The organism is Kribbella sp. NPDC104740 (assembly GCF_055583505.1).
The window spans coordinates 1,259,397-1,282,529 of the sequence record NZ_JBVJNV010000001.1 but is presented as its reverse complement, the minus strand read 5'-3'; the positions used below and the strand labels follow the sequence as shown (position 1 = coordinate 1,282,529).

Below are 23,133 nucleotides of genomic sequence, written 5' to 3'. Positions count from 1 at the left end.
AGTTCCGTGACCCCACCATTCGGCTCCACCGCCCAGCCGTTCTCGCAGCGACTCCGGGAACGGAGTCTCAGCTTGCACCGAGACGCCGAAGGGAGCACCTACCTGACCGCCCTCACCACCGGCCGCCTCGACCTCGGCGCGTACGCCGCGCTGGTGGCGCAGCACGCGGCCATCTACCGCGCGCTCGAACGCGTCGGGGCCGGACTGGCCGACGACCTGGTCGCGGGCCCGTTCCACTTCCCGCAGCTCAACCGCTGCCTGGCGCTCGAGGCCGATCTCGCCTTCCTGCGCGCGGCCGGCATCGCGATCCCGGAGCCGACCGAGGCCACCCGCCGGTACGCCGACCGCCTGGACGAGCTGGCGACCTGGCCGGGCGGGTTCATCGCGCACCACTACGTCCGCTACCTCGGCGACCTGTCCGGCGGGCAGGCGATCGGCCGGCTGGTCGCGTCGGCGTACGGGCTGGAGCGGGACGGGGTGCGGTTCTACACGTTCGAGCAGATCCCGGCGGTGAAGCCGTTCAAGGACCGGTACCGGGCGCTGCTCGACGAGACCGGCTTCGACGAGCGCGAGCAGGAGCAGGTGCTGGAGGAGGTCCTGCTGGCCTACCGCTTCAACGTCGACGTCCTCACGTCGATCGCCGAGCTGGTGCTCCCGCGTCACCCTCAGGTCGCCTCGTGAAGCTCCGACCGCCGGCCGCACTGGTCGTGGCCGCGCTGCTCACTTCCGTCGGCTGTGCCGGCCCGGCAGCCTCGCCGGAAGCCGCCGCTCCCGGCGTCGTCGACGCCTGTCTCCCGGCCGTCAAAGGCTTCGCCGTCAGCACCGGCGCCGACGGCAACCCCTTGCCCAAGGCAACACCCAGCCCCGGCGCGAAAGACCCGCACACCCTGACCGGCCCGTCGACCGCGACCCTCGCCGACCACTCGATCGACCCGGTCGGCGGTACCGATCCGCAGCTCCCCGTCACCGTGAAGTCCTGCGACGACAAGCAGGTCCAGATCAAGGACACGAGCCGCATCATCGCCGTCGACCTGTACGGAACGCTCGCCGAGATCGTCTTCAGCCTCGGCCTCGGCGACCACGTCGTCGGCCGGGACACCTCCACCGGCTTCCCCGAGGCCGCGAAGCTGCCGAAGGTCACACCGTCCGCGCACGACCTGAACGCCGAGGCGATCCTGGCGCTCGACCCGACCGTCGTGCTGACCGACAAGAGCATCGGCCCGCCCGAGGTGCTCGAGCAGCTGCGCGCGTCCGGCGTCGCGGTGGTCTTCTTCGACGACACCCGCACGATGGACAACATCCCGAGCCAGATCCGCGCGGTCGCGGGCGCCCTCGGTGTCCCCGCGCGCGGTGAGCAGCTGGTACGCCGTACGCAGGACGAGGTCGTGCGGTCCCTCGGCCTCGCCCCGGCCGGCGCGAAACCGCTGCGGATGACGTTCCTGTACGTGCGCGGCTCGGCCGGCGTCTACCTGATGAGCGGCCCCGGCTCCGGCGCGGACGCGATGATCACCGCGATCGGCGGCGTCGACACCGGCACCGATATCGGGCTGACGAAGCCGTTCGTCCCGCTCACCAGCGAGGCACTGGTCCGGTCGCAGCCGGACCTGATCATCGTGATGACCGAGGGCCTGAAGTCGCTCAAGGGCGTTGACGGGCTGCTCAAGCTGCCGGGCATCGCGCAGACCCCGGCCGGTCAGGACCGCCGGATCGTCGACATGAAGGACACCGAGCTGCTCAGCTTCGGCCCCCGCACCGGCCGCACGGTCGAGGCGCTGGCCAAGGCCGTCTACACCCCTGCCGCCCCTTGACCCCGGCAACCACCGCCGCACCCGCGCAGCGGCGGACCCGCCTGCGCTCGGCCGGCCTCCTCACCGGCCTGACGGTTGCCCTGCTCTTGATGGCTGTCGTCGCCGCAGGTGTCGGGCAGCTGCCCATCCCACCAGCGGAAATCATCGGCTCGGTCATGCACCGCGTCGACAGCGGCCTGGAACGCCTGCTGCACCTGCGGCTCCCGCTCGACCTCGGCCCGCTCCCGCACCACCCGCAGGGCGACAACGCCTTGTGGAAGGTGCGTTTCCCGCGCGTCGCGCTCGCCGTGCTCGTCGGCGCCTCACTGGCAACAGCAGGCGCCCTCATGCAAGGCGTCTTCGGCAACCCGCTCGCCGAACCGTCCGTGGTCGGCGTCTCCTCCGGCGCCGCGGTCGGCGCGAGCCTGGTGATCGTCACCGGCGTCACCTGGCTCGGCAACTGGACGATCGCGGCCGCCGCGTTCACCACCGGTCTGGCCACCACGCTGCTCGTGCACAGCCTGTCTCGCGCAGGACGGCGTACGGAGGTCGTGACGCTGGTGCTCACCGGCATCGCGGTCAACTCACTGGCCTTCACGCTGATCTCGTTCGCGACCTTCATCGCCGACACCAGCGCCCGCGAGCAGCTCGTCTTCTGGCAGCTCGGCAGCCTGAACGGCGCCACCTGGCAGGCCGTCTCCGCCGTCGCGCCCTTCACCTCGGTCGGTCTGGCCGCCGCGTTCGTGCTCGCCAGGCGCCTCGACTTGCTCGCGCTCGGCGACCGCTCCGCGAGCCACCTCGGCGTCGACGTGGAGAAGCTCCGGCTGGTCGCGATCGTCGTGGTCGCGCTGCTGGTCGGCGCGAGCGTCGCGTTCAGCGGCATCATCGGGTTCGTCGGCCTGGTCGTCCCGCACCTGATCCGGATGATCGCCGGCCCCGGCCACCGATTGTTGCTCCCGGCAAGCGCCCTGGCGGGTGGCGTCCTGGTGATCTGCGCCGACCTGCTGGCCCGCACCCTGATCCGCAACGCCGACCTGCCGATCGGCATGATCACCTCGCTGGTCGGGGCGCCGTTCTTCTTCTGGCTGCTCCGCCGCACCCGCGCCCGCCAAGGAGGCTGGGGATGAGACGCCGCCTGCCCGACCGTCTCACCGCCGGTACGACGATCGCGGCCGCCCACGACATCTCGGTGACGCTCGGCGGCACGCAAATCCTCGATCAGGTCACGATGACGGTCCGCACCGGTGAGGTGGTCGCCCTGGTCGGCCCGAACGGCGCCGGCAAGTCCACGCTGCTCGGCGTCCTGAGCGGCGACCTCGCACCCGACGAAGGCTCGGTCGAGCTGCACGGCGAGCCGTTGAGCCACTGGTCCCCGGTCGAAGCGGCGATGCGCCGGGCCGTGATGGTGCAGCAGGCAACGATCTCGTTCCCGTTCCCGGTCGGCGAGATCGTCGCGATGGGCCGCTCCCCCTGGGACCGCACCGAACGCGCCGACCACGACACCGAGGCCATCCGTACGGCGCTCCACCGAGCCGACGCGGAGACCTTCACGGACCGCGTCTTCAACTCCCTGTCCGGCGGCGAACGCGCCCGCGTCTCGCTCGCCCGGGCGCTGGCCCAGGAGACCCAGCTGCTCCTGCTCGACGAACCGACCGCCGCGCTCGACCTGCACCACCAGGAGGACGTGCTCCAGCTCGCTCGTCAGCGCGCGGCCGAGGGCGACGCCGTCGTGATCGTGCTGCACGACCTCAACCTCGCCGCCGGGTACGCCGACCGCGTCGCCGTGCTGTCGCGCGGCCGGCTGGCGGCGTACGGGTCACCGGCCGACGTCCTGACCGCTGAGCTGGTGACCGACGTCTACCAGCACCAGGTCGAGGTCTGGCCGCACCCGGTGACGGGTGCGCCGATCATCCTTCCCGACCGCTCTCCCGCGCGGCGGTGATACTGCTCTCTCGCGCGGCGGTGATACTGCTCTCTCGCGCGGCGGTGATACTGCTCTCCCGCGCGGCGGTGATGATGGGGTCGGTCTCGTCGTCGAACTCCCCGATCACCTCCTCCAGCAGATCCTCCAGCGCGACCACGCCGACCGGGAACCCGTCATCAGCCTGTACGACGGCCAGCTGCGACCGCTTCTCGCGCATCACCCGGATCGCTGCCGCCACCGGCGTACCGGCGGCCAGGCGGAGCGGATCGGTCATAAGGTCGGACGCATGCAGCGTGTCGCCACCGCCGGTCGTCGCGCGCGCCGCATCGCGGACGTGCACGATCCCGCACAGCAGCCGCGCCTCGACCGACACCACCGCCAGCCGCGACCGGCCCTGCTGGCGGCTCGCGACCTCGACCTCGCGCGCGGTCGCCTCGGCCGGGACCGTCGCCAGCTGCGCGGTCGGCGTCATCACCTGGGCAACCGTCGTGTTCTGCAGCGCGAGCATCGCCGTCAGCAGGTCGTGCTCGGCCGCTTCGAGCGTGCCGTGCTCACCGGACGACTCGATCAGCAGCCGCAGCTCGTCCGGTCCGTGCGCGTTGGCGATCTCGTTCTGCGGCGTGACACCGACCGCGCGAACGCAGACGTTCGCCAGCCAGTTCAGCACCGAGAGCAGCGGCCGGAACACGTAGGTGAACCCGCGGAACGGCAGCGCGAGGATCAGCGCCGAGCGCTCCGGGTCGCTGATCGCCCACGACTTCGGCGCCATCTCGCCGAGCAGCACGTGCAGCAGGCCGATGCCGCCGACGGCGATGATCAGCGCGACCACGTGCCCGACGTTCTCCGGCAGGCCGATCAGCTCGAACAGCGGATGCAGCAGGTGCGCGACCGCGGGCTCGGACAGCGATCCGAGACCCAGCGTGCACAGCGTGATCCCGAGCTGCGCGCCGGCCAGCATCAGCGACAGCTCGCTGACCCCGGCGATCGCCGCCCGGGCGGACCGGCTGCCCTCGGCGGCCGCCTGTTCGAGCCGGTGCCGCTTCGAGGCGACCAGCGCGAACTCGGCCGCCACGAAGAAGCCGTTGCAGACCAGCAGGACCAGGGAGATCAGCAGCGCGACCGTCGTACTCATGAGAGCCGCTCCAGCACGATCTGGCCGGGCACGTGCCGCAATACGGTCTGGACGGTCACGCGGGCGCGCTCCAGCGGGACCTGCCGCCCGTCGTGGTCGAAGCGCGGCGGCAACGCGATCACCACCTCGTCACCGACCACCGGGATCCTCCCGAGCCGGGCCATCACCAGTCCGGACACCGTGTCGTAGTCCTCGTCCTCCGGCAGCGCGATGCCGGTCGCTTCCTCGACCTCGTCGAGCCGCCAGCGGGCCGGCAACGTCCAGCTGCCGTCGCCGTTGACCACCAGGTCGCCCTCGGGCAGGTCGTCCTCGTCGCGGATCGGGCCAACCAGCTCCTCGGCGATGTCCTCCAGCGAGACCACCCCGGCGAAGCCGCCGAACTCGTCCACGACGATCGCGAGCTGCCGGTGCGTCGTCCGCAGCTGCTCCAGCACCGCGGGCAGCGGCAGCGTGTCCGGTACGACGACCGGCGGCGACGCCAGCGACCCGGTCGGCACGTGGTGCCGGTCGCCCGGCTCCACCTCGACCACGTCACTGACCGCGATCACGCCGACCACCTCGTCGACCGACGACGCGACCACCGGGAACCGGCTGTGCCCGGTGTCGAGCAGCTCGACCACCCGGGTCAGCGGGTCGTCTTCGTGCACAGTCACCACATCGACCCGCGGGATCATCACCTCCCCGGCGATCCGGCCGCGGAAGTCCAGCCCGCGGTCGAGCAGCCGGGTGGTGTCGCGGTCGAGCAGGCCCTGCTCGTACGACGTGGCGATGATCCGGTCCAGGTCCTGCGCGGTCGCGCCCCGCGGCAGCTCCTCGACCGGCTCGATGCCGACCCGGCGCAGGATCCGGTTCGAGGTCGCGTCGAACAGGTGGATGATCGGCCCGGCCACGGTCAGGTACATCAGCGTCGAGCGGGACAGCCGCAGCGCGATCGCCTCCGCGCGGGCGATCGCCAGGTTCTTCGGCGCCAGCTCGCCGAACACCATCTGGATGATCGTCGCCAGCAGCAGCGCCGCGATCACCGAGACGGTCAGGCTGACCCCCTCCGGAACGCCGGCGCCGCCGAGGATCTTCTGCAGCCCCTCACCGAGGTAGGGCTCGGCGACGTACCCGGCGAGCAGGGCGGTCACGGTGATCCCGACCTGTGCCCCGGACAGCACGAACGAGAGCCGGGCGGTGACCTTGAGGGCCCGGGCCGCGGCGGCGTTGCCCTCGTCGGCCAGGCCCTGCAGCCGGTTCCGGTCCACGGCGACGTAGGAGAACTCCTGGGCGACGAAGTAGCCGGTGGCAACGGTCAGGGCCAGGATCAGCGCGAGGCCGATCAGGATCAGCATGGATCGACCCTACAAGGCGCACCCCACGTCACCGCGGAGTGCGCCCCCGGGATCAGTGCGCGGGCTTCCAGTCCGGGTGGCCCGGCATCGCGGGGAGCTTCGTGCCGTACAACCAGCTGCGCAGGAAAGGTCCGAGGTCTCGCCCGGCCACCCGGGACGCGGTCGCGATGTACTCGGCCGTGCTGCCCAGCCCGTTGGCGTGCTCCCGCACCCAGGTCCGCTCGATCTTCTCGAACGTCGCCGCCCCGACCTCCTGCTGCAGCGCGTACAACGTCAACGCCCCACCCTGGTACGCCGCCACGTCGTACGGCTTCAGCAGCTGCTGCTCGCCGGGGAACGTCGCCGGATCAGGCTGCGCGATCGGCCCGTGCGAGAAGAGGTCGAGGTCCTTGTCCTCGTACGTCCAGCGCATCGCCTCGGCGACCGACGTGTTTCCCCAGTGCTCCGCCGCGAACACGGTCTGGTAGTAGACCGCGTGCCCTTCGTTGAGCCACAGATCCGACCACTGCTTCGGCGAGACCGAGTTCCCGAACCACTCGTGCGCGAGCTCGTGCAGCACCACCGCCTCGGTGCCGTTCTGCTCGAAGCCCTCCTTGGTCATGCTGTCGGCGTTCAGCAGCGTCAGCCCCTGCGTCTCCAGCTCACCACCGGCCGGCGTGATGTACGCCCCGGCCCGGCGGCCCGGGAACCTGCCGAGCCGCTGCTCGAGGAACCGCACCGAGCGGTCGAACGACGCCAGCTGCGGTTCGATCGCGGCGCGCCGCGCGGTCGGTACGGCGTACCGGAGGTCCAGGCCGTGCGGGCCGCGGGCGTGCAGGACGGTGAACGGGCCGAGGCCGACCTGGAGCAGCTCGGTCGCGAGCTTGCGGTCCTCGTGGAAGAACCGGGTGGTCCGGGCGCCGCTCTTCACGGTCGCGACGAGTTGGCCGTTGGCGATCGAGTTGAGCCGGGACGGGCCGGTGATGCTGATGTCGGTCGGCGCCTTCTGCGCCGGGTGGTCGGCGACGGCGAGCATCCGGCGGGCGCCGGACGGCTGGTTCTCGGTCTGCACCCAGCCGTCGATCCGCATCAGCCCGGGCGGGAACGGCGACTGCGCGGTGGTCTCCGGGAGGTCGTTGCGGACGTCGACCTTGACCACGAACGCCTGCCCCTTCCCGACCGCGGCCGCGGGCTTGATCACCAGCTCGCCCCCGGGGGTGGTCTTCCAGGTCGCCGCGCGGCCGTTCACCTTGACCGCGCCGACCTTCGGGCCGAGCAGATCGAGGTCGAACTCCTGCAACCGCTGGGTCGCCTGCCCGGTCAGCGTCGTACTGGCCGTGTAGGTGCCCAGGTCGTCGGCGAAGCTGAAATCGAGCTTCTGCCGGACGACGTCGTACCCTCCGTTCCCCAGCTCCGGCCAGACCGGATCGCCCAGACCGAACAGACTCAGACTCGTCACTACCGCAACTACGGGTGTCCACATACCGACGACCCTAGAAAGCATGCCGAGGGCAAACATCGCCCCACGGTCGCAACCGCGGTCAGACCTTCGTCGTACTCAGGCGAACTCGAGCCCCTGCAGAACGGCGGGGTCGGTGGTGTCCAGGCCCTCCGCACCGGCCTTGGCGTACCAGCGCATCTGCTCGGCGTCGCGGCCCTCGGCGGTCTGACCGGCGATCCAGTACGCGACCGTGTGCAGATCGTCGCGCTGCACGGCCAGGTCCTTCAGCAGGTACGGCCGCAGCGACCGGACGACGCCCGCTTCCGCGGCGAGCCAGGCCTGGGTGCGGCCGCGCAGCCGCGGGTACGAGCGCACCGCCTTCTCCAGCGGGGAGTCCGGACCGACGCCCGGCGGGCCGACGATCCACTGGACGTCACCGGGGACCAGAACCTGGTCCTCCTCGCTCTCCACCTGCAGGAAGATCGTCGCCGGGGCGTCCAGCGACTCGACGATGCTCGCGATCGCCGGCAGCGACGTCGGGTCGCCGATCAGCAGGTGGTTCTCGACGCCGTCGCCCACGGAGAACTCGCGACGCGTCCCGAGCAGGACCAGGGTGTCGCCCGGCCGGGTGCCGGCCAGCCAGGTCATCGCCGGGCCGGCGCCGTGCAGGGCGACGTCGAAGGTGAGGCGCAGCGTCGCCGGGTCGAACGAGCGGACCGAGAACGCCCGCATCAGCGGGAGCGGACGGTCGGCCGGCCAGACCGGTGCGCCGTTCGGGCCGAGCTTCGGCATCCGCACGCTGCCGACGCCGTCCGGCGGGATCATCAGCTTGAACGCGTCCGCCGGCCGGATCGTCCAGTACGCCGCCAGCCCGTCGCCGCGGACCACCACCCGGCCGAAGCCGGGGGTCAGCGGCTCGACCGACACGACGGTGACCGGGCAGATCACCCGGGAGTCCCCCGACCGGGTGAGCCTGCGGATCTCGGACCGGATCGTCCTGGTTCCCTGTGACACGGTTCCCTGTGACACCGCTCCCTGTGACACCGCGATCTCCTCACCAGCCATGGACCCCACGACTCAACTAAGGCTAACCTAACTTGCATGAGCCTCGGGGTGGATCCCGGCCTGTCGGCCGGCCTGGAACTGGTACGGCGGCCGATCGCGGCCACGGTCCTGGCGCGCACCGTGCTGAACCGGCAGCTGGTCCGCGTCACCGTCGGCGCGCCCGAGCTGGACCGCTTCGAGTACACCGCGCCCGACCACCTGGTCCGGATCTTCCTGCCGCCGCAGCCCGGCGCCGCGCTGGTGCTGCCGACGACCGAGCGCTGGTGGCCGGAGCTGCAGGAGATGCCGGACGCCTCCAGGCCCGTCGTCCGCAACTACACGGTCCGCGCCTTCGACCCGGTCGCCCGCCGCCTCGGCATCGACTTCGTCCTGCACGGCCACGGCCCCGGCTCGACCTTCGCCCGCACCGCGGCTCCCGGCGACCGCCTCGGCATCCTCAGCGACGGCGCCGACTACGCGCCACCCGCCGACACCGACTGGCAGCTCCTGGTCGGCGACGAGACCGCTCTCCCCGCCATCGCCGCGATCATCGAGCAACTCGACCCCGGCACCCGGGCCCTGGCCTTCCTCGAGGTCGGCACCCGCGCCGACGAGCTCCACATCCCCCGCCACCCCGGCGTACGGATCCACTGGCTGCACCGGGGCGAAACCCGCCCCGCCAACTGCGACCTCCTCCTGCGCCGCCTCCGCGAAACCGCCCTCCCCACCGGCCGCCCGTACGCCTGGCTGGCCGGCGAGTCGAGTCTCGTCACCTCCGTCCGCCGCCACCTCGTCACCGACCGCGGCTTCGACAAGTCCCACATCTACTTCTGCGGCTACTGGCGCCGGATGAACGACTGATGCAGCCCCACCTCGGCGCCGTCCAGGAGACCCTGCTGATCCCGCTCTACGGCCGCGCCGTCGAGACCGCCAGGAAACGCCCGCTGCTGCGCGACCCGAAGGCCGTCGAGATGGTCGCCGCGATCGACTACGACTTCACCAGGTACGACGGCGGCCGCAGCCTCGGCGGCTCGGTCCTCCGCGGCCTGATCTTCGACGCTTGGGTCAGCGACTTCCTCCGCGCCAACCCCGGCGGGACGGTGATCGAGATCGGCGCCGGCCTCAACACCCGCTTCGAGCGCCTCGACAACGGCACCTGTCACTGGTTCGAGCTCGACCTCCCCGACGCGATGGAGCTGCGGCGACACTTCTTCGCGCCGAGCCAGCGGCGCGGGATGCTCGCCGGGTCGATCACCGATCCTGCGTGGATCGAGGCCCTGCGCGCGCACCCGGCGCCGTACTTCTTCGTCGCCGAGGCGGTGCTCTTCTACCTGCCACGGGAGGACGCCCAGTACGCCGTGGCGCTGGTGCACGATCACTTCCCCGGTGCGGCGGTGGCGTTCGACACCGCTGGGCGGGCGATGGTCGACGGGCAGCGGACCCACGACGCGCTCAGGCACACGAAGGCCGCGTTCGCGTGGGCTTGTGACGAGCCGCGCGAGCTGGAGCCCTGGGGGTTGCGGCTGCAGGACTCCCGCTCGCTTGCCCGGCCGCAGCGGGCGGTGGCTGCTCGGCTGCCGGTCGCGTACCGGGCGCTGCTGCGGTTGCTGGCGTTTCACCCGCGGGCGGCGGCGTACCGGATGAATCTGTTCAGCGTGTGAGCAACTGCTCCGAGACCGTCCAGAGGCGCTGGGCGTTGGCGGGGTCGACGGCGTAGTCGGCGACGCCGGTGAAGTTGCCGGTGCGGTGGTGGACGACCGGGGTCTCCTGGGCGTCGACGAAGTAGCGGGCGCCGATGCCCTCCAGGAGTGGGGAGACGGCCAGGAGGGTCGAAGTGGCGGCGCCTTGTTCGGTGGTCTTGATCTGGTCGGGGCGGACCGAGCCGCTGCGGCCGGTTTCCAGGTGGCGCTGGAGGTTGGTGAGGATGGCGCCGGGCATCACGGCGTTCGCGGTGATGCCGTCGGCGGCCCAGCGGCGGCTCGCTTCGACGGCGAACAGGACGTTGGCGGTCTTCGACTGGCCGTAGGCGAGCCACGGGTCGTACGGGCGGAACGCGAAGTTCAGGTCGTCGAAGATCACCGGTGAGCGCTGGTGGCCCGACGAGGTGACGACGACGATCCGCGCCGCGCCGTCCGCGGCCAGCGCTGCGTGCAGCCCGGTCGCGAGCGCGAAGTGCCCGAGGTGGTTGGTCGCGAACTGCAGCTCCCAGCCCTCCTTGGTGAAGGTCTCCGGGCTCGCCATCACGCCGGCGTTGTTGACCAGGATGTGCAGCGGTCCCTGCCAGTCCGCGACGAACGCACCGACCGACTCCTGATCGGTCAGGTCGAGGTGCGCGACCCGGACCAGCTCGTTGCCGGTCGTCGCCGCGATGTCCTTGGCCACCGCCTCGCCCGCCGCGAGATCGCGGACCGCGAGCGTCACCTCCGCGCCGGTGCCGGCGAGCGCCCGCGCGGTCTCGACGCCGATCCCGGACGCCCCGCCGGTCACGACCGCCCGGCGCCCGCTCAGATCGATGCCCTCGGCAACTTCTGCCGCGGTGCTGCTGAAACCGAAAGGTGTGCTGATCACTGCTGTTCCTCTTCTCCGGGGTTCCACGGCAGCACCTTGCCGTCGCGGACCAGTTCGCCGTACGTGCTGGGGTCGAGCGGCTGCAGGGCGAAGTCGAGCAACGGCCCGGCCGCCTCCTCCGGGGTGCGCGCCTGGCTGAAGTCCTCGAACCACGGGCGCGACGCCCGCGTGTGCACCAACCCGGGGCAGACCGCCGCGATCAGCGTTCCGTTCGCGAGGTCCGTCGTACGGCGCTCCGCCGCGACCGCACGCACGGCGGCGACCTGCGCAACCTTGGACGGCACGTTGATCCAGTCCGGCCAGCCCTGTGCGGCCGCCGTACCGGCGTGCATCGCGACCCGGTACTCCTCGACCGCGGCCTCGACCTGATCGAGCGTCACACCGTCGAAACGACCCTGGACGGCGGCATCGAGGTGGTCGAGCGTGCCCAGCGAGCTGGCGACGACGATCAATCGCCCACCCGGCTTCAGCACCGGCCCGAACGACCGCAGTACGGCGCTCGTCCCGCCGTTCGCCACGGCCAGGAACTCGTCGACCTGCTCGGCCTGGGTCCGCTCGGGAACGAGCGGCCCGACCGCGTTGGAGACGACCAGGTCGACTCCGCCGTACTGCGCCTGCAACTCGGCGGCCAGTGCGGCCACCGCGCCGGCGTCGGTGACGTCGAGCACGCGCCCGGCCACCTGCTTGCGTCCGATCTCCTTCGTGGCGGCCGCGACCCGCTCGGCGTTGCGGCCGGTCAGCAGGATCACGTCGTCCGGGCCGAACCGGTCGGCCAGACCTTCCACCACTGCACGACCGATGCCCTGGTTGGCACCGGTCACCACTGCGACTCGTGTGTTCATGAAGCCAATCTAGGAACGGATCGGCCATGACTCCAACGAGAGTTGAGCACAGGTAGCATGCGTAAACGTCATGGACTTCTCCGATGTCTCCCCGACCGCGCTGCGGGTGTTCCGCGAGATCGCCGAGCGCGGCACGTTCACGGCCGCGGCGGTCGCGCTGGGGTACACGCAGTCCGCGGTGTCGCGGCAGGTCGCCTCGCTGGAGAAGGCCGCGCAGGCGCCGTTGCTGGAGCGGCGGCGCGAAGGCGTGCGGCTGACGCCGGCCGGTCAGGTCGTCCTGCGGTCAGCGGCGCGGGTGCTGGACGAGCTCGACAGTACGGCGCGGGAGCTGGCGGGGCTGCCGGTGAGCGGTGGGACGGTTCGGTTGGGCTGGATCCCCAGTGCCGGTGCTGTGCTGCTGCCGCGAGCGCTCGGGGCGCTGCGCCGCAGTCATCCGGCGATCGCTGTCACCAGCCGCGAGGGGACGACTCCGACGCTGGTCCGGGCGCTGCGGTCGGGGACGATCGATCTGGCGCTGCTCGCTTCGGCGCCGCCGTTCCGGCCACCGGACCTGGAGACGCCCGCGCTGAAGCTGCAGACGCTGACCGAGCGGAGCCTGCGCCTCGCCGTACCGGCCGGGCATCCGCTGGCGGCGTACGACGAGGTCGCCGTGGACGACCTGCGCGGGCAGCGCTGGATCGCCGGGCCGAGCGCCGGCGAGGACAAGCTGATGGGCGTCTGGCCGGGGCTCGACGAGCGTCCCGAGATTGCGCACACCGCGCGCGACTGGCTGGCGAAGCTGCATCTGGTCGCGGCGGGCGCCGGGATCACGACGCTGTCGGAGTCGCTGGTCGACGCGGTGCCGGCCGGCGTCCGGGTGCTGTCGGTGCGTGGCGGGCCGCAAGAGCTGCGCCGCATCCTGCTGGCCCGCCTGCCGGGCCCACTCGCCGAGCCGGCGAAGCTCCTGAGCGACGCCATCCGGACGGCGTCGCAGGAACTGAGCAACCCCCGGGGGTGAGCGCGCCGGATCAGCTGGTGGGTGTGGGCGGCTGAGCCGGCGGCGTGCCGTTCGGCTGCTGGGCCGAAGGCGCGCCGCTCGCCGGGTCGCCCGCACGCTCGACGGCGCTCGGCTCCTGCGGGGCCGGGTCGCCCGCACGCTCGACGGCGCTCGGCTCCTGCGGGGCCGGGTCGAGCTTGGCCTCGCGGGTCACCTTCTTCAGCTCGACCAGGGCCTTCGCGGTGTTGCGGGTCAGCTCGGGCAGCCGGTTGGCGCCGAAGAGCAGGACCACGACGATCAGCAGCACGATCCACTCGCCGCCTTCGGGCAGCGCCAGCAGAGTCTCCATCTGAGCCTTCTTTCTCCCCGGCCACATTAGCTCCGAATGCGAAACGTACGCTTCTCGGCATGGCCGGAACCCTGCCCGAACTGTTCGCCGCCGCGGTCCGCCGCGACGGCGCCAGCCCTTTCCTGACCCACTACGACGACGTCACCGGGGAGCGGATCGAGCTCAGCGCGGTCACCACCGCGAACTGGGTCGCCAAGACCGCGAACCTGCTCGTCGACGAGTACGAGCTCGAGCCGGAGGAGACGGTCGCGATCGGTCTCCCGCCGCACTGGCTCGGTGTCGTCTGGGCGCTCGCGACCTGGTCGGCCGGCGCGTCGGTGACCACCGGTGAGGGCGACCTCGCGATCACCGGCCCGGACTTCCGCGTCCGCGGCAACCGGGAGTCGGTCGCGTCCGCGCTGCTGCCGCTCGGCGGGCGCTTCCGCGACCCGGTCCCGGACGGCGTGCACGACTACGGCGCCGAGGTCTACAACCACCCCGACCTGTTCGTGCCGATCAACCCGCCGGCCGCCACCAGCCCGGCGTACGACGGACGCACGCACGCCGAGCTGATCGCCGCCGCGGCGCCGGTGTCCGAGCGGATCCTGCTCACCCGGTCGCTGGTCGACCCGGTCGGGATCGAGCTGCTGGCCGGAGTGATCTCCGGCGGTGGTTCGATCGTGCTCTGCCGCAACCTCGACCCGGCCAAGCTGGAGCGACGGATCGCGGACGAGAAGGTCGACCGAGTCGTGGAGGACTGAACGGTGCAGAGGTTCGAGGGCAAGGTCGCGCTGGTCACGGCGGCGGCGCAGGGCATCGGGGCCGCGGTGGCCCGGCGGATCGTCGCCGAGGGCGGCGCGGTGGTCGCCACCGACCTGCAGCAGGACAAGCTCGACGCCCTGGTGACCGAGCTCGGCGCTGACCACGCGCTCGCCGTACGGGTCGACGTCACCGACCGCGCGCAGATCGACGCGGCGGTCGCGGCGGCGGTCGAGCGGTTCGGCCGACTCGACGTCCTGGTGAACAACGCCGGCGGCTGCATCGTGACGTCGAAGATGGAGAGCACCCCCGCCGAGGAGTGGCACCGCCAGCTCGACCTGACGCTGGTCGGCGCCGCGCAGTGCATCCAGGCCGCGCTCCCCCAGCTGCTGGAGAGCCGCGGCAACGTGGTGACGATCAGCTCCGTGAACGGGCTGGCCGCGTTCGGCAACCTCGAGTACTCCGCGGCCAAGGCCGGTCAGGTCGCGATGACGCTGAACTTCGCCGCCCGCTTCGGCACCAGCGGCGTCCGCTTCAACGTCGTCGCCCCCGGCACCGTCCGGACGCCGAACTGGGACAACCAGCCGGGCACCCTGGAACGCTTCGCCACCTTCTACCCGCTCGGCCGCGTCGGCGAGCCCGAGGACATCGCGGCCGCGGTCGCGTTCCTGGCCTCCGCCGACGCCGCCTGGATCACCGGCGTCACACTCCCGGTCGAGGGCGGCATCCTGCTCGGCCCGAACCCGCTCGACCTGACGCCGTCCGGCCCCGGCAAGTAACCCGCTGACTGTCCACTCCGTGGACAGTCACCCGGAGTCAATGTGCAGTAACTTTATCGTCTTTATATGACTACTACCCCGAGCTGGTCCTTCGAGACCCGGCAGATCCACGCCGGCCAGACGTCCGACCCGGCCACCAAGGCCCGGGCGCTGCCGATCTACCAGACCACGTCGTACACGTTCGACAGCACCGACCACGCGGCGAGCCTGTTCGGGCTGCAGGAGTTCGGGAACATCTACACCCGGATCCAGAACCCGACCCAGGACGCCGTCGAGCAGCGGATCGCCAGCCTGGAAGGCGGGACCGCGGCGCTGCTGGTCTCGTCCGGCCAGGCCGCGGAGACGCTGGCCCTGCTGAACATCGCCGAGGCCGGCGACCACGTGGTCAGCAGCCCGAGCCTGTACGGCGGCACCTACAACCTGTTCCACTACACGTTCCCGAAGCTCGGGATCGAGGTCTCGTTCGTCGACGACCCGAACGACCTGGCGTCCTGGCAGGCCGCGATCCGGCCGAACACCAAGGTCTTCTTCGCCGAGACGATCGCCAACCCGAAGTCGGAGATCCTCGACATCGAAGGCGTCGCCAAGGTCGCGCACGAGTACGGCGTACCGCTGGTGGTCGACAACACGGTGGCGACGCCGTACCTGATCCGACCGATCGAGCACGGCGCGGACGTCGTCGTGCACTCGGCCACCAAGTACCTCGGCGGGCACGGCACCGCGATCGCCGGGGCGATCGTCGACTCCGGCAACTTCGACTACGCCGCGAACCCGGACCGCTTCCCCGGTTTCAACCAGCCCGACCCGAGCTACCACGGCCTCACCTACGCGCAGGCCCTCGGCGTCGGCAGCGAGCTGGGCAACCTGGCCTTCATCCTCAAGGCGCGCGTGCAGTGGCTGCGCGACCTCGGCCCGGCGGTGTCGCCGTTCAACGCGTTCCTGATCGCACAGGGCCTGGAGACACTGTCGCTGCGGATCGAGCGGCACGTCGACAACGCGCTGGCGGTCGCGCAGTGGCTGGAGGCGCGCGACGAGGTGGAGAGCGTCGCGTACGCGAGCCTGCCGTCGTCGCCGTGGTACGCGCTGGCCCAGAAGTACGCGCCGCGCGGCGCCGGGGCGGTGATCGCGTTCGAGATCAAGGGCGGCGTCGAGGCCGGTAAGCGTTTCGTCGACGCGTTGGAGCTGCACAGCCACGTGGCGAACATCGGCGACGTCCGGTCGCTGGTCATCCACCCGGCCTCGACCACCCACAGCCAGCTGTCCGCCGAGGACCAGCTCGGCGCCGGCGTCACCCCCGGCCTGGTCCGGCTGGCTGTCGGCATCGAGCACGTCGACGACATCCTCGCCGACCTCGAAGCGGGTTTCGCCGCCGCCAAGACGGCCTGACCCCATGAGCCAGGATCGCCCGCCCGTGGAGGCGGACCACTCACCAGGTCAGGTGGCCGGTGGGTGGCGGGCGGGCGATCCTGCCGGCTCGCGGCAGTTCTTCTCAGCAGGATCTCTGGCTCTGGAATCCGGTGAGGTGCTGCCGGACGTGACGATCGCCCACGAAACCTGGGGCGATCCAAGCGGTCGTCCGGTGCTGATCTGCCATGCGCTCACTGGGGATGCGCATGTCTTCGGCCCCGCCGGCCCCGGTCAACCGACAGCGGGCTGGTGGGACGGACTACTCCCGGCCTACCTGGATCCTCAGGACTTCTACGTGGTCGCCGCCAACGTCCTCGGCGGCTGCCAGGGCTCGACCGGCCCGTCCTCCCGAGCGCCGGACGGCCGGGCCTGGGGCAGCCGGTTCCCCGCGATCACCATCCGCGACCAGGTCACCGCCGAGGCCGCGCTGGCCGACGCCCTCGGCATCGACCGCTGGACCGCCGTGATCGGCGGCTCGATGGGCGGGATGCGCGCGCTGGAATGGCCGCTGATGTTCCCCGACCGAGTCGCGACGTCCGTCGTACTGGCGTCGACCGGTTACGCCACCGCCGAGCAGATCGCCTGGTGCGCACCCCAGCTCGCCGCGATCGAGTCCGACCCTCACTGGCACGGCGGCGACTACCACGACACCGGCCACGCGCCTCTGGCCGGACTCGGCATCGCGCGCCGGATCGCCCACATCACCTACCGCTCGGAGTACGAGCTCGCGATCCGCTTCGGCCGCAATCCCCAGGGCGACGGCCGGTTCGCTGTCGAGTCCTACCTCGATCACCACGCCGAGAAACTCGCCGCCCGCTTCGACGCCGGCTCGTACGCCGTACTGACCCGCGCGATGAACTCCCACGACATCGGCCGCGGCCGCGGCGGCCTGGTCCGAGCTCTGCAGGACCTCCGGTCGCGCCTCGTCGTCGCCGCCGTCGACTCCGACCGGCTCTATCCCGCGCGCCTGTCCACCGAGCTCGCCGACGCGGCCGGCGTACCGCTGCACCTCGTCAAATCGCCGTACGGCCATGACGGCTTCCTGATCGAGCTGGAGCAGGTGGGCGCCCTGATCGCGGGAGCGCTGACCGGATGAGAGATCCTATGAACCATGGCGACGACCTGTAGACAGCGTGTGACGACCCGCTTACAGTGTGCGGAATTCATCGGACCTCTCTGGGAGATCAGATGCGCACAGCCGGTTTCGCCCTCCTCGCTGCGGCAACCCTGATGGCCGGTCTGACGTTGCCACCCGAACCGTCCGAGGCGGTCCCGCCACCACGCAGCCCCGGCGAGCTGGCGCTCTGGTACACCGCACCGGCCACCGACTGGGAGTCCGAGGCGTTGCCGATCGGCAACGGCGCGAGCGGCGCGATGGTCTTCGGCGACCCCGCGACCGAGCACCTGCAGCTGAACGAGAAGACCCTGTGGACCGGCGGCCCGGGATCCCAGCAGGGCTACGACTTCGGCAACTGGCGCACCCCGCGGCCGACCGCGCTGAGCGACATCCGCACGATGATCGACCGCGACCTGAAGGTCGCGCCCGACGTCGCCACGAACATGCTCGCCCAGAACGAGATCGGCTTCGGCGACTACCAGCCGCTGCTCGACCTGAAGCTCGCGATGCAGCACGGCGGCACGCCCACGGCGTACCGGCGGCACCTCGACATCGAGAACTCGCTGGCCGGTGTCCAGTACGCCGTCGACGGCGTCCGGCACAGCCGCGAGTACTTCGCCAGCGCGCCCGGCAACGTGCTCGTGGCGCGGATCGCCGCCGACCGGCGCGGCAAGGTCGGCTTCACGGCGAGCCTGACCGGCGAAGCGAACCGCACGCTGACCGCGACGGCTCGGCGTGGGCGGATCACGGTCAAGGGGGCGCTGAACGACAACGGGCTGCGGTACGAGCTGCAGGCCCAGGTGCTGACGGCCGGCGGGACCAGAACCGACAACGCGGACGGCACGGTCACGGTGTCCGGGGCCGACTCCGCGGTGCTGGTGCTGAGCTCGGGGACCGACTACTCCGACGTCTACCCGACGTACCGGGGTGTCGATCCGCACGCCGGGGTGACCGGCCGGGTCGATGCCGCGAGCAACCTTTCGTACGGCGTACTGAAGGCTCGGCACGTCGCCGATCACCGCAAGCTGTTCGACCGGGTCTCGCTGGAGCTCGGGCAGGTGATGCCGGACGTGCCGACCGACGAGCTGCTGGCGTCGTACCAGGCCGGGACGGCGACGCCTGCGGCGCGCAAGGCGCTGGAGGCGCTGTTCTTCCAGTACGGGCGGTACCTGCTGGTCGCGTCGTCGCGCGGGAACTCGCCGCTGCCCGCCAACCTGCAGGGCGTCTGGAACCAGTCGACGACCCCGCCGTGGCGTTCGGACTACCACGTCAACATCAACCTGCAGATGAACTACTGGCCGGCCGAGACCACCAACCTGAGCGAGACGACCGCGCCGCTGTTCGACTTCGTCGATGCGCTGGTGCCGCCCGGGCGGGTGACCGCGCGGGAGATGTTCGGCGCGGACGGATGGGTTGTGCACAGCCAGACGAATCCGTTCGGGTTCACGGGTGTGATCGGGTATCCGCTGGCGTTCTGGATGCCGGACGCGGGTGGGTGGCTGGCCCAGCACTACTGGGAGCACTACCAGTTCACGCAGGACAAGCGGTTCCTGAAGGAGCGCGCGTACCCGCTGATGAAGGAGCTGGCCGCGTTCTGGATCGACGAGCTGCAGGTCGACCCGCGGGACGGGAAGCTGGTGGTCAGCCCGAGCTTCTCGCCGGAGCACGGCGACTACTCCGCCGGCGCGGCGATGCCGCAGCAGATCGTGTGGGACCTGTTCACCAACCTGTCCGAGGCGGCGCCGCTGGTCGGGGAATCGTCGTCGTACAAGGCGCAGCTCGCGTCGGTGCTGGAGCGGCTCGATCCTGGGACGAAGGTGGGGTCGTGGGGCCAGCTGCAGGAGTGGAAGGAGGACTGGGACGACCCAAACGACCAGCACCGGCACACGTCCCAGCTCTTCGGGCTGCATCCTGGGCGGCAGATCATCCCTTCCGCCCGGCCCGAGCTGGCTGCGGCCGCCGTGAAGACCCTGCAGGGCCGCGGTGACGGCGGCACCGGGTGGAGCAAGGCGTGGAAGATCAACTTCTGGGCGCGGCTGCTCGACGGCAACCACTCGCACAAGATGCTGTCCGAGCTGCTCAAGACGAGCACGCTGAAGAACCTGTGGGACACCCACCCACCGTTCCAGATCGACGGCAACTTCGGCGCGACCGCTGGGGTCGCGGAGATGCTGCTGCAGAGCCACGCGGGTGTTGTCGACGTACTGCCCGCACTGCCGGACGCGTGGGCGTCCGAGGGCTCGTACGACGGCCTGCGCGCTCGGGGTGCGTTGACCATCGGCGCGACCTGGCGCTCCGGGACCGCCACCGAACTGCGGATCCGCCCCGACCGCTCCGGCAAAGTTGCCCTTCGCAACAACATTTTCGGCGCCGGTTACGTGCTGACCTCCGACGGCCGGCCGGCCGCACACTCCCGCACCGGCAGCACGGTCACCTTCGATGCCGTCGCCGGTCGTACGTACGTCGCCCGCCCCAAGGCGCAGATCGAGCTGGTCGCACCGGACGCCGTAGCCCTCGAACCCGTCGAAGTGAAGGCCTCCATCACCGGCACCCTGTCCCCCGGCACCTTGTCTCTGGAAACCCCGCCCGGCTGGACCGTCACCCCCGTCGAGGTCCCGACCCCCGCGATCCGCCCCGGCAAACCCTTCACCACCACCTTCACCGTCACCCCCACCACAGCCTCCGGCGAAGGCGACTTCACCCTCACCGCCCGCCACACCGAAGGCCTCACCGCCCGAGCCGGCACCGGCCTGCACCGAGTCAACCTGGCCCGCGGCAAACCCGCCACCCAGTCCACCACCGCCCACAACGCCGAAGCCGCGAGAGCCGTCGACGGCAACACCAGCGGCAACTGGGGCGACAACTCCGTCACCCACACCGCCGAACCGTCCGACGAGGCTTGGTGGCAGGTAGACCTCGGCCAACCTCAGGCGCTCTCCCAGCTGGCGCTGCACAACCGCACCGACTGCTGCTCCGACCGCCTCAGCAACTACTGGATCCTCACGTCGGAATCCCCCATCACCGCGACGTCCCTGGAAGAAGCCCGCACCACTCCCGGCGTGACCGCCCTCCACCAGACCACAACCGCCGGCAGCCCGTCCCTGATCGACCTCGACACCACAGCCCGCTACGTCCGCATCCAACTGGAGTCCCACTCCACCCCACTCTCCATCGCGGAGGTCAAACTGCACCCCGCCGGTGGTTAGCGTGCCCGGGTGGACATCACCCGCGAGGTAGCCGACCAGTACGACGAACTCCCGCTGTGGTCGGCGCCGTTCGGCCAGCTGATCCTCGACCGCGTCCCCCTCCGGCGCGGCCAGACGATCCTGGACATCGGCGCCGGCACCGGCTTCCTCACCGTCGAGCTCGCCCAGCGCTCAGCCGCCCGCGTCATCGCCGTCGACCCGTGGGCCGACGCGATGGACGTGCTGCGCCGCAAGGTCGGGTACCTCGGCCTGCCCGACATCGAACTCGCCGTCTCCGACGCGGCGTCACTCGACCTGCCCGGCGACTCGGTCGACGTCGTGGTCTCCAACCTCGGCATCAACAACTTCACCAACGCGCCCGACGTACTGACCGAGTGCCACCGCGTCCTGCGCCCCGGCGGCCACCTGCTGATCAGCACCAACCTGGCCGGCCACATGCAGGAGTTCTACGACGTACTCCGCGAACACGTCGACCAGCAGGCACTGGACGACCACCTCGCCCACCGCGCGACCGTCGACGGGACACTCGACCTACTGGCCGCCGCAGGCTTCGACGCAACCGTCGACCGAACCACCTTCACCTGGCGCTTCACCGACGGCACCGCCCTCCTCAACCACTACTTCATCCGCCTCGGCTTCCTCGACAGCTGGCTCGAGCTCGCCGGCGACCTGACCGCCGTAGAACAAGACCTGAACCGCCGAGGCGAACTGACACTGACCATCCCGGCGGCCTGCTTCGACGCGGTCAAACACTGAGCCGGCGATCCTCCCGGTACGGGCGCGGTACGGGCAGTACGGCGACAGCCGCGCTTTCTAGCCTGGCGTCGTCCGAGCCCCACCGAAGGAGCGTTCGTTGAACCTGCCCGTAAGAAGTGTGTCGATCCCGAACCGAGCGGCGGCGATGGTCCTGCTGCTAACTGCAGCGAGCGTGTCCCTCACCGTCGGCACGACGACCCCGGCCGAGGCCCGCGAGCCGTCCCCGCCGACCGGTTGCAGCTCCAGCGTCGACCGCCGCGTCAAAGCGGTGGCACAGTGCACGTCCGGCTACGGGACCTACCGAGTCTGGGCCCGCTGCAACTGGAGTGCCTCGACGCTGTACGGCGCATGGAAGGCGCCGAGCCGAACCAGCGAGTCAGTCGTGTTCTGCGTGACCAGCACGCACCAGGCCGGCATCGTGATGGCCTACGGCATCCAGAAACGCGACGGCTGACCGCTCGACGGGCCGGTGCGCGCGATCAAGAGGCGTACGACACCACAAACCGCACCGGCACGCCCGGCACAGACACCCCGAACCACAAACCCCTCGTCACCCAGCAGACCCCGCGATGCCCCCGAACCGCTTGCAGCACCAGCGATCCGACGACCGCGGCCGCCAACGCCCCAAGCAGAATCCAACTGAACACCAACAACTCACACAACCAAGCCAGCCCCAGCACGACGTACCAAACCACCCCAGCAACAAATGACATCGGACTGTACGCCGCATCCCGCGTCCGCCAAGGCTGCTCCACCGCCCGACCACACCGACAAACCGGAGCGGGCTCCTGCGCCCGCCAGACCCCAGCGGGCCCGTCCGGCTGGTGGCCGGTCAGGCGTTCGTCGCTCATGTCGCCTCCTCGCCGCCCTCACGCAGCGAACGCACCATGCTCTGCAGAATCCGGAACGCCCCCGCCTGCTCAGCCTCGGTCAGTCCATCCAGCATCCTGACCTCCACAGCCCGAACCGCCGCGGACGCCTCCTTCAGACTCGCTCGCCCCCGCGCCGTGAGCTGCGCAGGCAGCACCTTCCCCACAGGCGCCTGCGCCGGCCTGGCCACGAACCCGTCCCGCTCCAGCGCCTGAAGCAACACGTTCATCGACTGCCGGGTCACGAACGCACCCCGCGCGAGCTCGGAGTTCGACAACCCCGGCCGCTGCGCCAGCAACTCCAGGCACGAGTAGTGCGTGATGCTCATCCCCAGCGGCCGCAGCACCTCTTCCATCGCCGCCCGCAGCGCACTGGACGCCTCCTTCAGCAGGTACCCCAGCGACGTCTCCAGCTCGACCCCGTCTTGCCTCATGTCAGTATCCTGACATACAGTCGAACGTGTCAGAAAACTGACACAACCCGAGGAGTCCTCTCATGCCCGTCACCGGCCCCGACTTCATCTCCCTCCAGGCCCACGACCTCGCCGCCACCCAGGCGTTCTACGAGCACTACCTGGGCCTGGTCCGCTCCCCAGCCGGCCCACCCCACGCGGTCGTCTTCGAGACCAAGCCGATCACCTTCGCCCTCCGCGAGGTCATCCCCGGCACGAACCTCGCCCACCCCGGCGCCGGCACGGCGGTCTGGCTCCACGCCACCGACATCCAGTCGATCCACGACACCCTGGCAGCCGACAATCACCGCATCGTCACCGCCCCCACCGACGGCCCCTTCGGCAGAACCTTCACCTTCGAAGACCCCAACGGCTACCAGATCACGCTGCACGACCGCGCCTGATCGGGCCACAGAGGACCCGCAGCCTTCCT

The 23,133-nt window shown here is 70.9% G+C and carries 23 protein-coding genes; 15 read left to right on the top strand and 8 right to left on the bottom strand.

Going from position 1 to position 23,133, the window contains the following annotated elements:
* Positions 1–6: 6 nt before the first annotated feature.
* From ACZ6Z4_RS06065 to ACZ6Z4_RS06050, 4 genes are read left to right on the top strand one after another with little or no spacing between them, the layout of a single operon-like run.
* Positions 7–681 (top strand): biliverdin-producing heme oxygenase, encoded by a 675-nt coding sequence (locus tag ACZ6Z4_RS06065; protein WP_465558663.1) that lies wholly within the window; start codon positions 7–9, stop codon positions 679–681.
* The gene (locus tag ACZ6Z4_RS06060; protein ID WP_465558661.1) at positions 678–1,808 is read left to right on the top strand and encodes a heme/hemin ABC transporter substrate-binding protein; all 1,131 of its coding nucleotides are present in this window, start codon (positions 678–680) and stop codon (positions 1,806–1,808) included. The genes ACZ6Z4_RS06065 and ACZ6Z4_RS06060 overlap by 4 nt, the downstream gene beginning before the upstream one ends.
* Positions 1,805–2,914: a FecCD family ABC transporter permease gene (locus ACZ6Z4_RS06055; protein ID WP_465558659.1), complete on the top strand. Its 1,110-nt coding sequence runs from the start codon at positions 1,805–1,807 to the stop codon at positions 2,912–2,914. Before ACZ6Z4_RS06060 ends, ACZ6Z4_RS06055 begins: the two co-directional genes overlap by 4 nt.
* Positions 2,911–3,729, top strand: coding sequence for a heme ABC transporter ATP-binding protein (locus ACZ6Z4_RS06050; protein ID WP_465558657.1), 819 nt, complete (start codon positions 2,911–2,913; stop codon positions 3,727–3,729). The genes ACZ6Z4_RS06055 and ACZ6Z4_RS06050 overlap by 4 nt, the downstream gene beginning before the upstream one ends.
* Here the strand turns inward: ACZ6Z4_RS06050 and ACZ6Z4_RS06045 are convergent.
* The 4 genes from ACZ6Z4_RS06045 to ACZ6Z4_RS06030 form a co-directional block, all read right to left on the bottom strand.
* Positions 3,695–4,843 carry a hemolysin family protein gene (locus ACZ6Z4_RS06045; protein ID WP_465558655.1) on the bottom strand — a complete coding sequence of 383 codons (1,149 nt, stop codon included), beginning with the start codon at positions 4,841–4,843 and terminating at the stop codon, positions 3,695–3,697. The two genes, ACZ6Z4_RS06050 and ACZ6Z4_RS06045, sit on opposite strands and share 35 nt — an antisense overlap.
* Entirely contained in the window at positions 4,840–6,177 is a 1,338-nt protein-coding gene (locus ACZ6Z4_RS06040) for a hemolysin family protein (protein ID WP_465558653.1), read from the bottom strand. Before ACZ6Z4_RS06040 ends, ACZ6Z4_RS06045 begins: the two co-directional genes overlap by 4 nt.
* A 52-nt stretch (positions 6,178–6,229) precedes the next feature.
* On the bottom strand, positions 6,230–7,615 hold the full coding sequence (locus ACZ6Z4_RS06035) for a M1 family metallopeptidase (protein ID WP_465558651.1): 1,386 nt from the start codon (positions 7,613–7,615) through the stop codon (positions 6,230–6,232).
* A gap of 99 nt (positions 7,616–7,714) precedes the next feature.
* Positions 7,715–8,611 carry a siderophore-interacting protein gene (locus tag ACZ6Z4_RS06030; RefSeq protein ID WP_465558649.1) on the bottom strand — a complete coding sequence of 299 codons (897 nt, stop codon included), beginning with the start codon at positions 8,609–8,611 and terminating at the stop codon, positions 7,715–7,717.
* Positions 8,612–8,698: 87 nt separating this feature from the next.
* Here ACZ6Z4_RS06030 and ACZ6Z4_RS06025 point away from each other — a divergent pair, with 87 nt between their 5' ends.
* Positions 8,699–9,502, top strand: a complete 804-nt coding sequence (locus tag ACZ6Z4_RS06025; protein WP_465558648.1) for a siderophore-interacting protein — start codon at positions 8,699–8,701, stop codon at positions 9,500–9,502.
* The gene (locus tag ACZ6Z4_RS06020) at positions 9,502–10,302 is read left to right on the top strand and encodes a class I SAM-dependent methyltransferase (RefSeq protein ID WP_465558647.1); all 801 of its coding nucleotides are present in this window, start codon (positions 9,502–9,504) and stop codon (positions 10,300–10,302) included. Before ACZ6Z4_RS06025 ends, ACZ6Z4_RS06020 begins: the two co-directional genes overlap by 1 nt.
* Here ACZ6Z4_RS06020 and ACZ6Z4_RS06015 read toward each other — a convergent pair.
* Entirely contained in the window at positions 10,292–11,209 is a 918-nt protein-coding gene (locus ACZ6Z4_RS06015) for an SDR family NAD(P)-dependent oxidoreductase (RefSeq protein ID WP_465558645.1), read from the bottom strand. The genes ACZ6Z4_RS06020 and ACZ6Z4_RS06015 overlap by 11 nt on opposite strands.
* Positions 11,206–12,051, bottom strand: coding sequence for an SDR family NAD(P)-dependent oxidoreductase (locus ACZ6Z4_RS06010; RefSeq protein ID WP_465558643.1), 846 nt, complete (start codon positions 12,049–12,051; stop codon positions 11,206–11,208). The genes ACZ6Z4_RS06015 and ACZ6Z4_RS06010 overlap by 4 nt, the downstream gene beginning before the upstream one ends.
* Before the next feature lie 70 nt (positions 12,052–12,121).
* Here ACZ6Z4_RS06010 and ACZ6Z4_RS06005 point away from each other — a divergent pair, with 70 nt between their 5' ends.
* Positions 12,122–13,048: a LysR family transcriptional regulator gene (locus tag ACZ6Z4_RS06005; protein ID WP_465558641.1), complete on the top strand. Its 927-nt coding sequence runs from the start codon at positions 12,122–12,124 to the stop codon at positions 13,046–13,048.
* A 10-nt stretch (positions 13,049–13,058) separates the two neighbouring features.
* On the opposite strand, the gene ACZ6Z4_RS06000 is transcribed toward ACZ6Z4_RS06005, so the two are convergent.
* Positions 13,059–13,376, bottom strand: coding sequence for a twin-arginine translocase TatA/TatE family subunit (locus ACZ6Z4_RS06000; RefSeq protein WP_465558638.1), 318 nt, complete (start codon positions 13,374–13,376; stop codon positions 13,059–13,061).
* Between the two features lie 59 nt (positions 13,377–13,435).
* Between ACZ6Z4_RS06000 and ACZ6Z4_RS05995 the strand changes: the two genes are divergently transcribed.
* From ACZ6Z4_RS05995 to ACZ6Z4_RS05965, 7 genes are all read left to right on the top strand, one after another.
* Positions 13,436–14,116, top strand: coding sequence for a TIGR03089 family protein (locus tag ACZ6Z4_RS05995; RefSeq protein ID WP_363676580.1), 681 nt, complete (start codon positions 13,436–13,438; stop codon positions 14,114–14,116).
* Positions 14,117–14,119: 3 nt separating this feature from the next.
* Positions 14,120–14,893 (top strand): SDR family NAD(P)-dependent oxidoreductase, encoded by a 774-nt coding sequence (locus tag ACZ6Z4_RS05990; protein ID WP_465558635.1) that lies wholly within the window; start codon positions 14,120–14,122, stop codon positions 14,891–14,893.
* A gap of 66 nt (positions 14,894–14,959) precedes the next feature.
* The gene (locus ACZ6Z4_RS05985; protein WP_465558633.1) at positions 14,960–16,279 is read left to right on the top strand and encodes a bifunctional o-acetylhomoserine/o-acetylserine sulfhydrylase; all 1,320 of its coding nucleotides are present in this window, start codon (positions 14,960–14,962) and stop codon (positions 16,277–16,279) included.
* Between the two features lie 4 nt (positions 16,280–16,283).
* A complete protein-coding gene (gene metX / locus ACZ6Z4_RS05980; RefSeq protein ID WP_465558631.1) occupies positions 16,284–17,396 on the top strand; it encodes a homoserine O-acetyltransferase MetX in 1,113 nt (370 codons plus the stop codon).
* A 92-nt stretch (positions 17,397–17,488) separates the two neighbouring features.
* Positions 17,489–20,623, top strand: a complete 3,135-nt coding sequence (locus ACZ6Z4_RS05975; protein ID WP_465558629.1) for a glycosyl hydrolase family 95 catalytic domain-containing protein — start codon at positions 17,489–17,491, stop codon at positions 20,621–20,623.
* A 9-nt stretch (positions 20,624–20,632) separates the two neighbouring features.
* Entirely contained in the window at positions 20,633–21,379 is a 747-nt protein-coding gene (locus ACZ6Z4_RS05970) for a class I SAM-dependent methyltransferase (protein WP_465558627.1), read from the top strand.
* 97 nt (positions 21,380–21,476) lie between these two features.
* Positions 21,477–21,833 (top strand): hypothetical protein, encoded by a 357-nt coding sequence (locus ACZ6Z4_RS05965; protein ID WP_465558625.1) that lies wholly within the window; start codon positions 21,477–21,479, stop codon positions 21,831–21,833.
* Positions 21,834–22,226: 393 nt separating this feature from the next.
* On the opposite strand, the gene ACZ6Z4_RS05960 is transcribed toward ACZ6Z4_RS05965, so the two are convergent.
* Positions 22,227–22,682, bottom strand: coding sequence for a MarR family winged helix-turn-helix transcriptional regulator (locus ACZ6Z4_RS05960; RefSeq protein WP_465558623.1), 456 nt, complete (start codon positions 22,680–22,682; stop codon positions 22,227–22,229).
* 62 nt (positions 22,683–22,744) lie between these two features.
* Here ACZ6Z4_RS05960 and ACZ6Z4_RS05955 point away from each other — a divergent pair, with 62 nt between their 5' ends.
* Positions 22,745–23,104, top strand: coding sequence for a VOC family protein (locus ACZ6Z4_RS05955; RefSeq protein ID WP_465558619.1), 360 nt, complete (start codon positions 22,745–22,747; stop codon positions 23,102–23,104).
* The last annotated feature ends 29 nt before the right edge of the window (positions 23,105–23,133 follow it).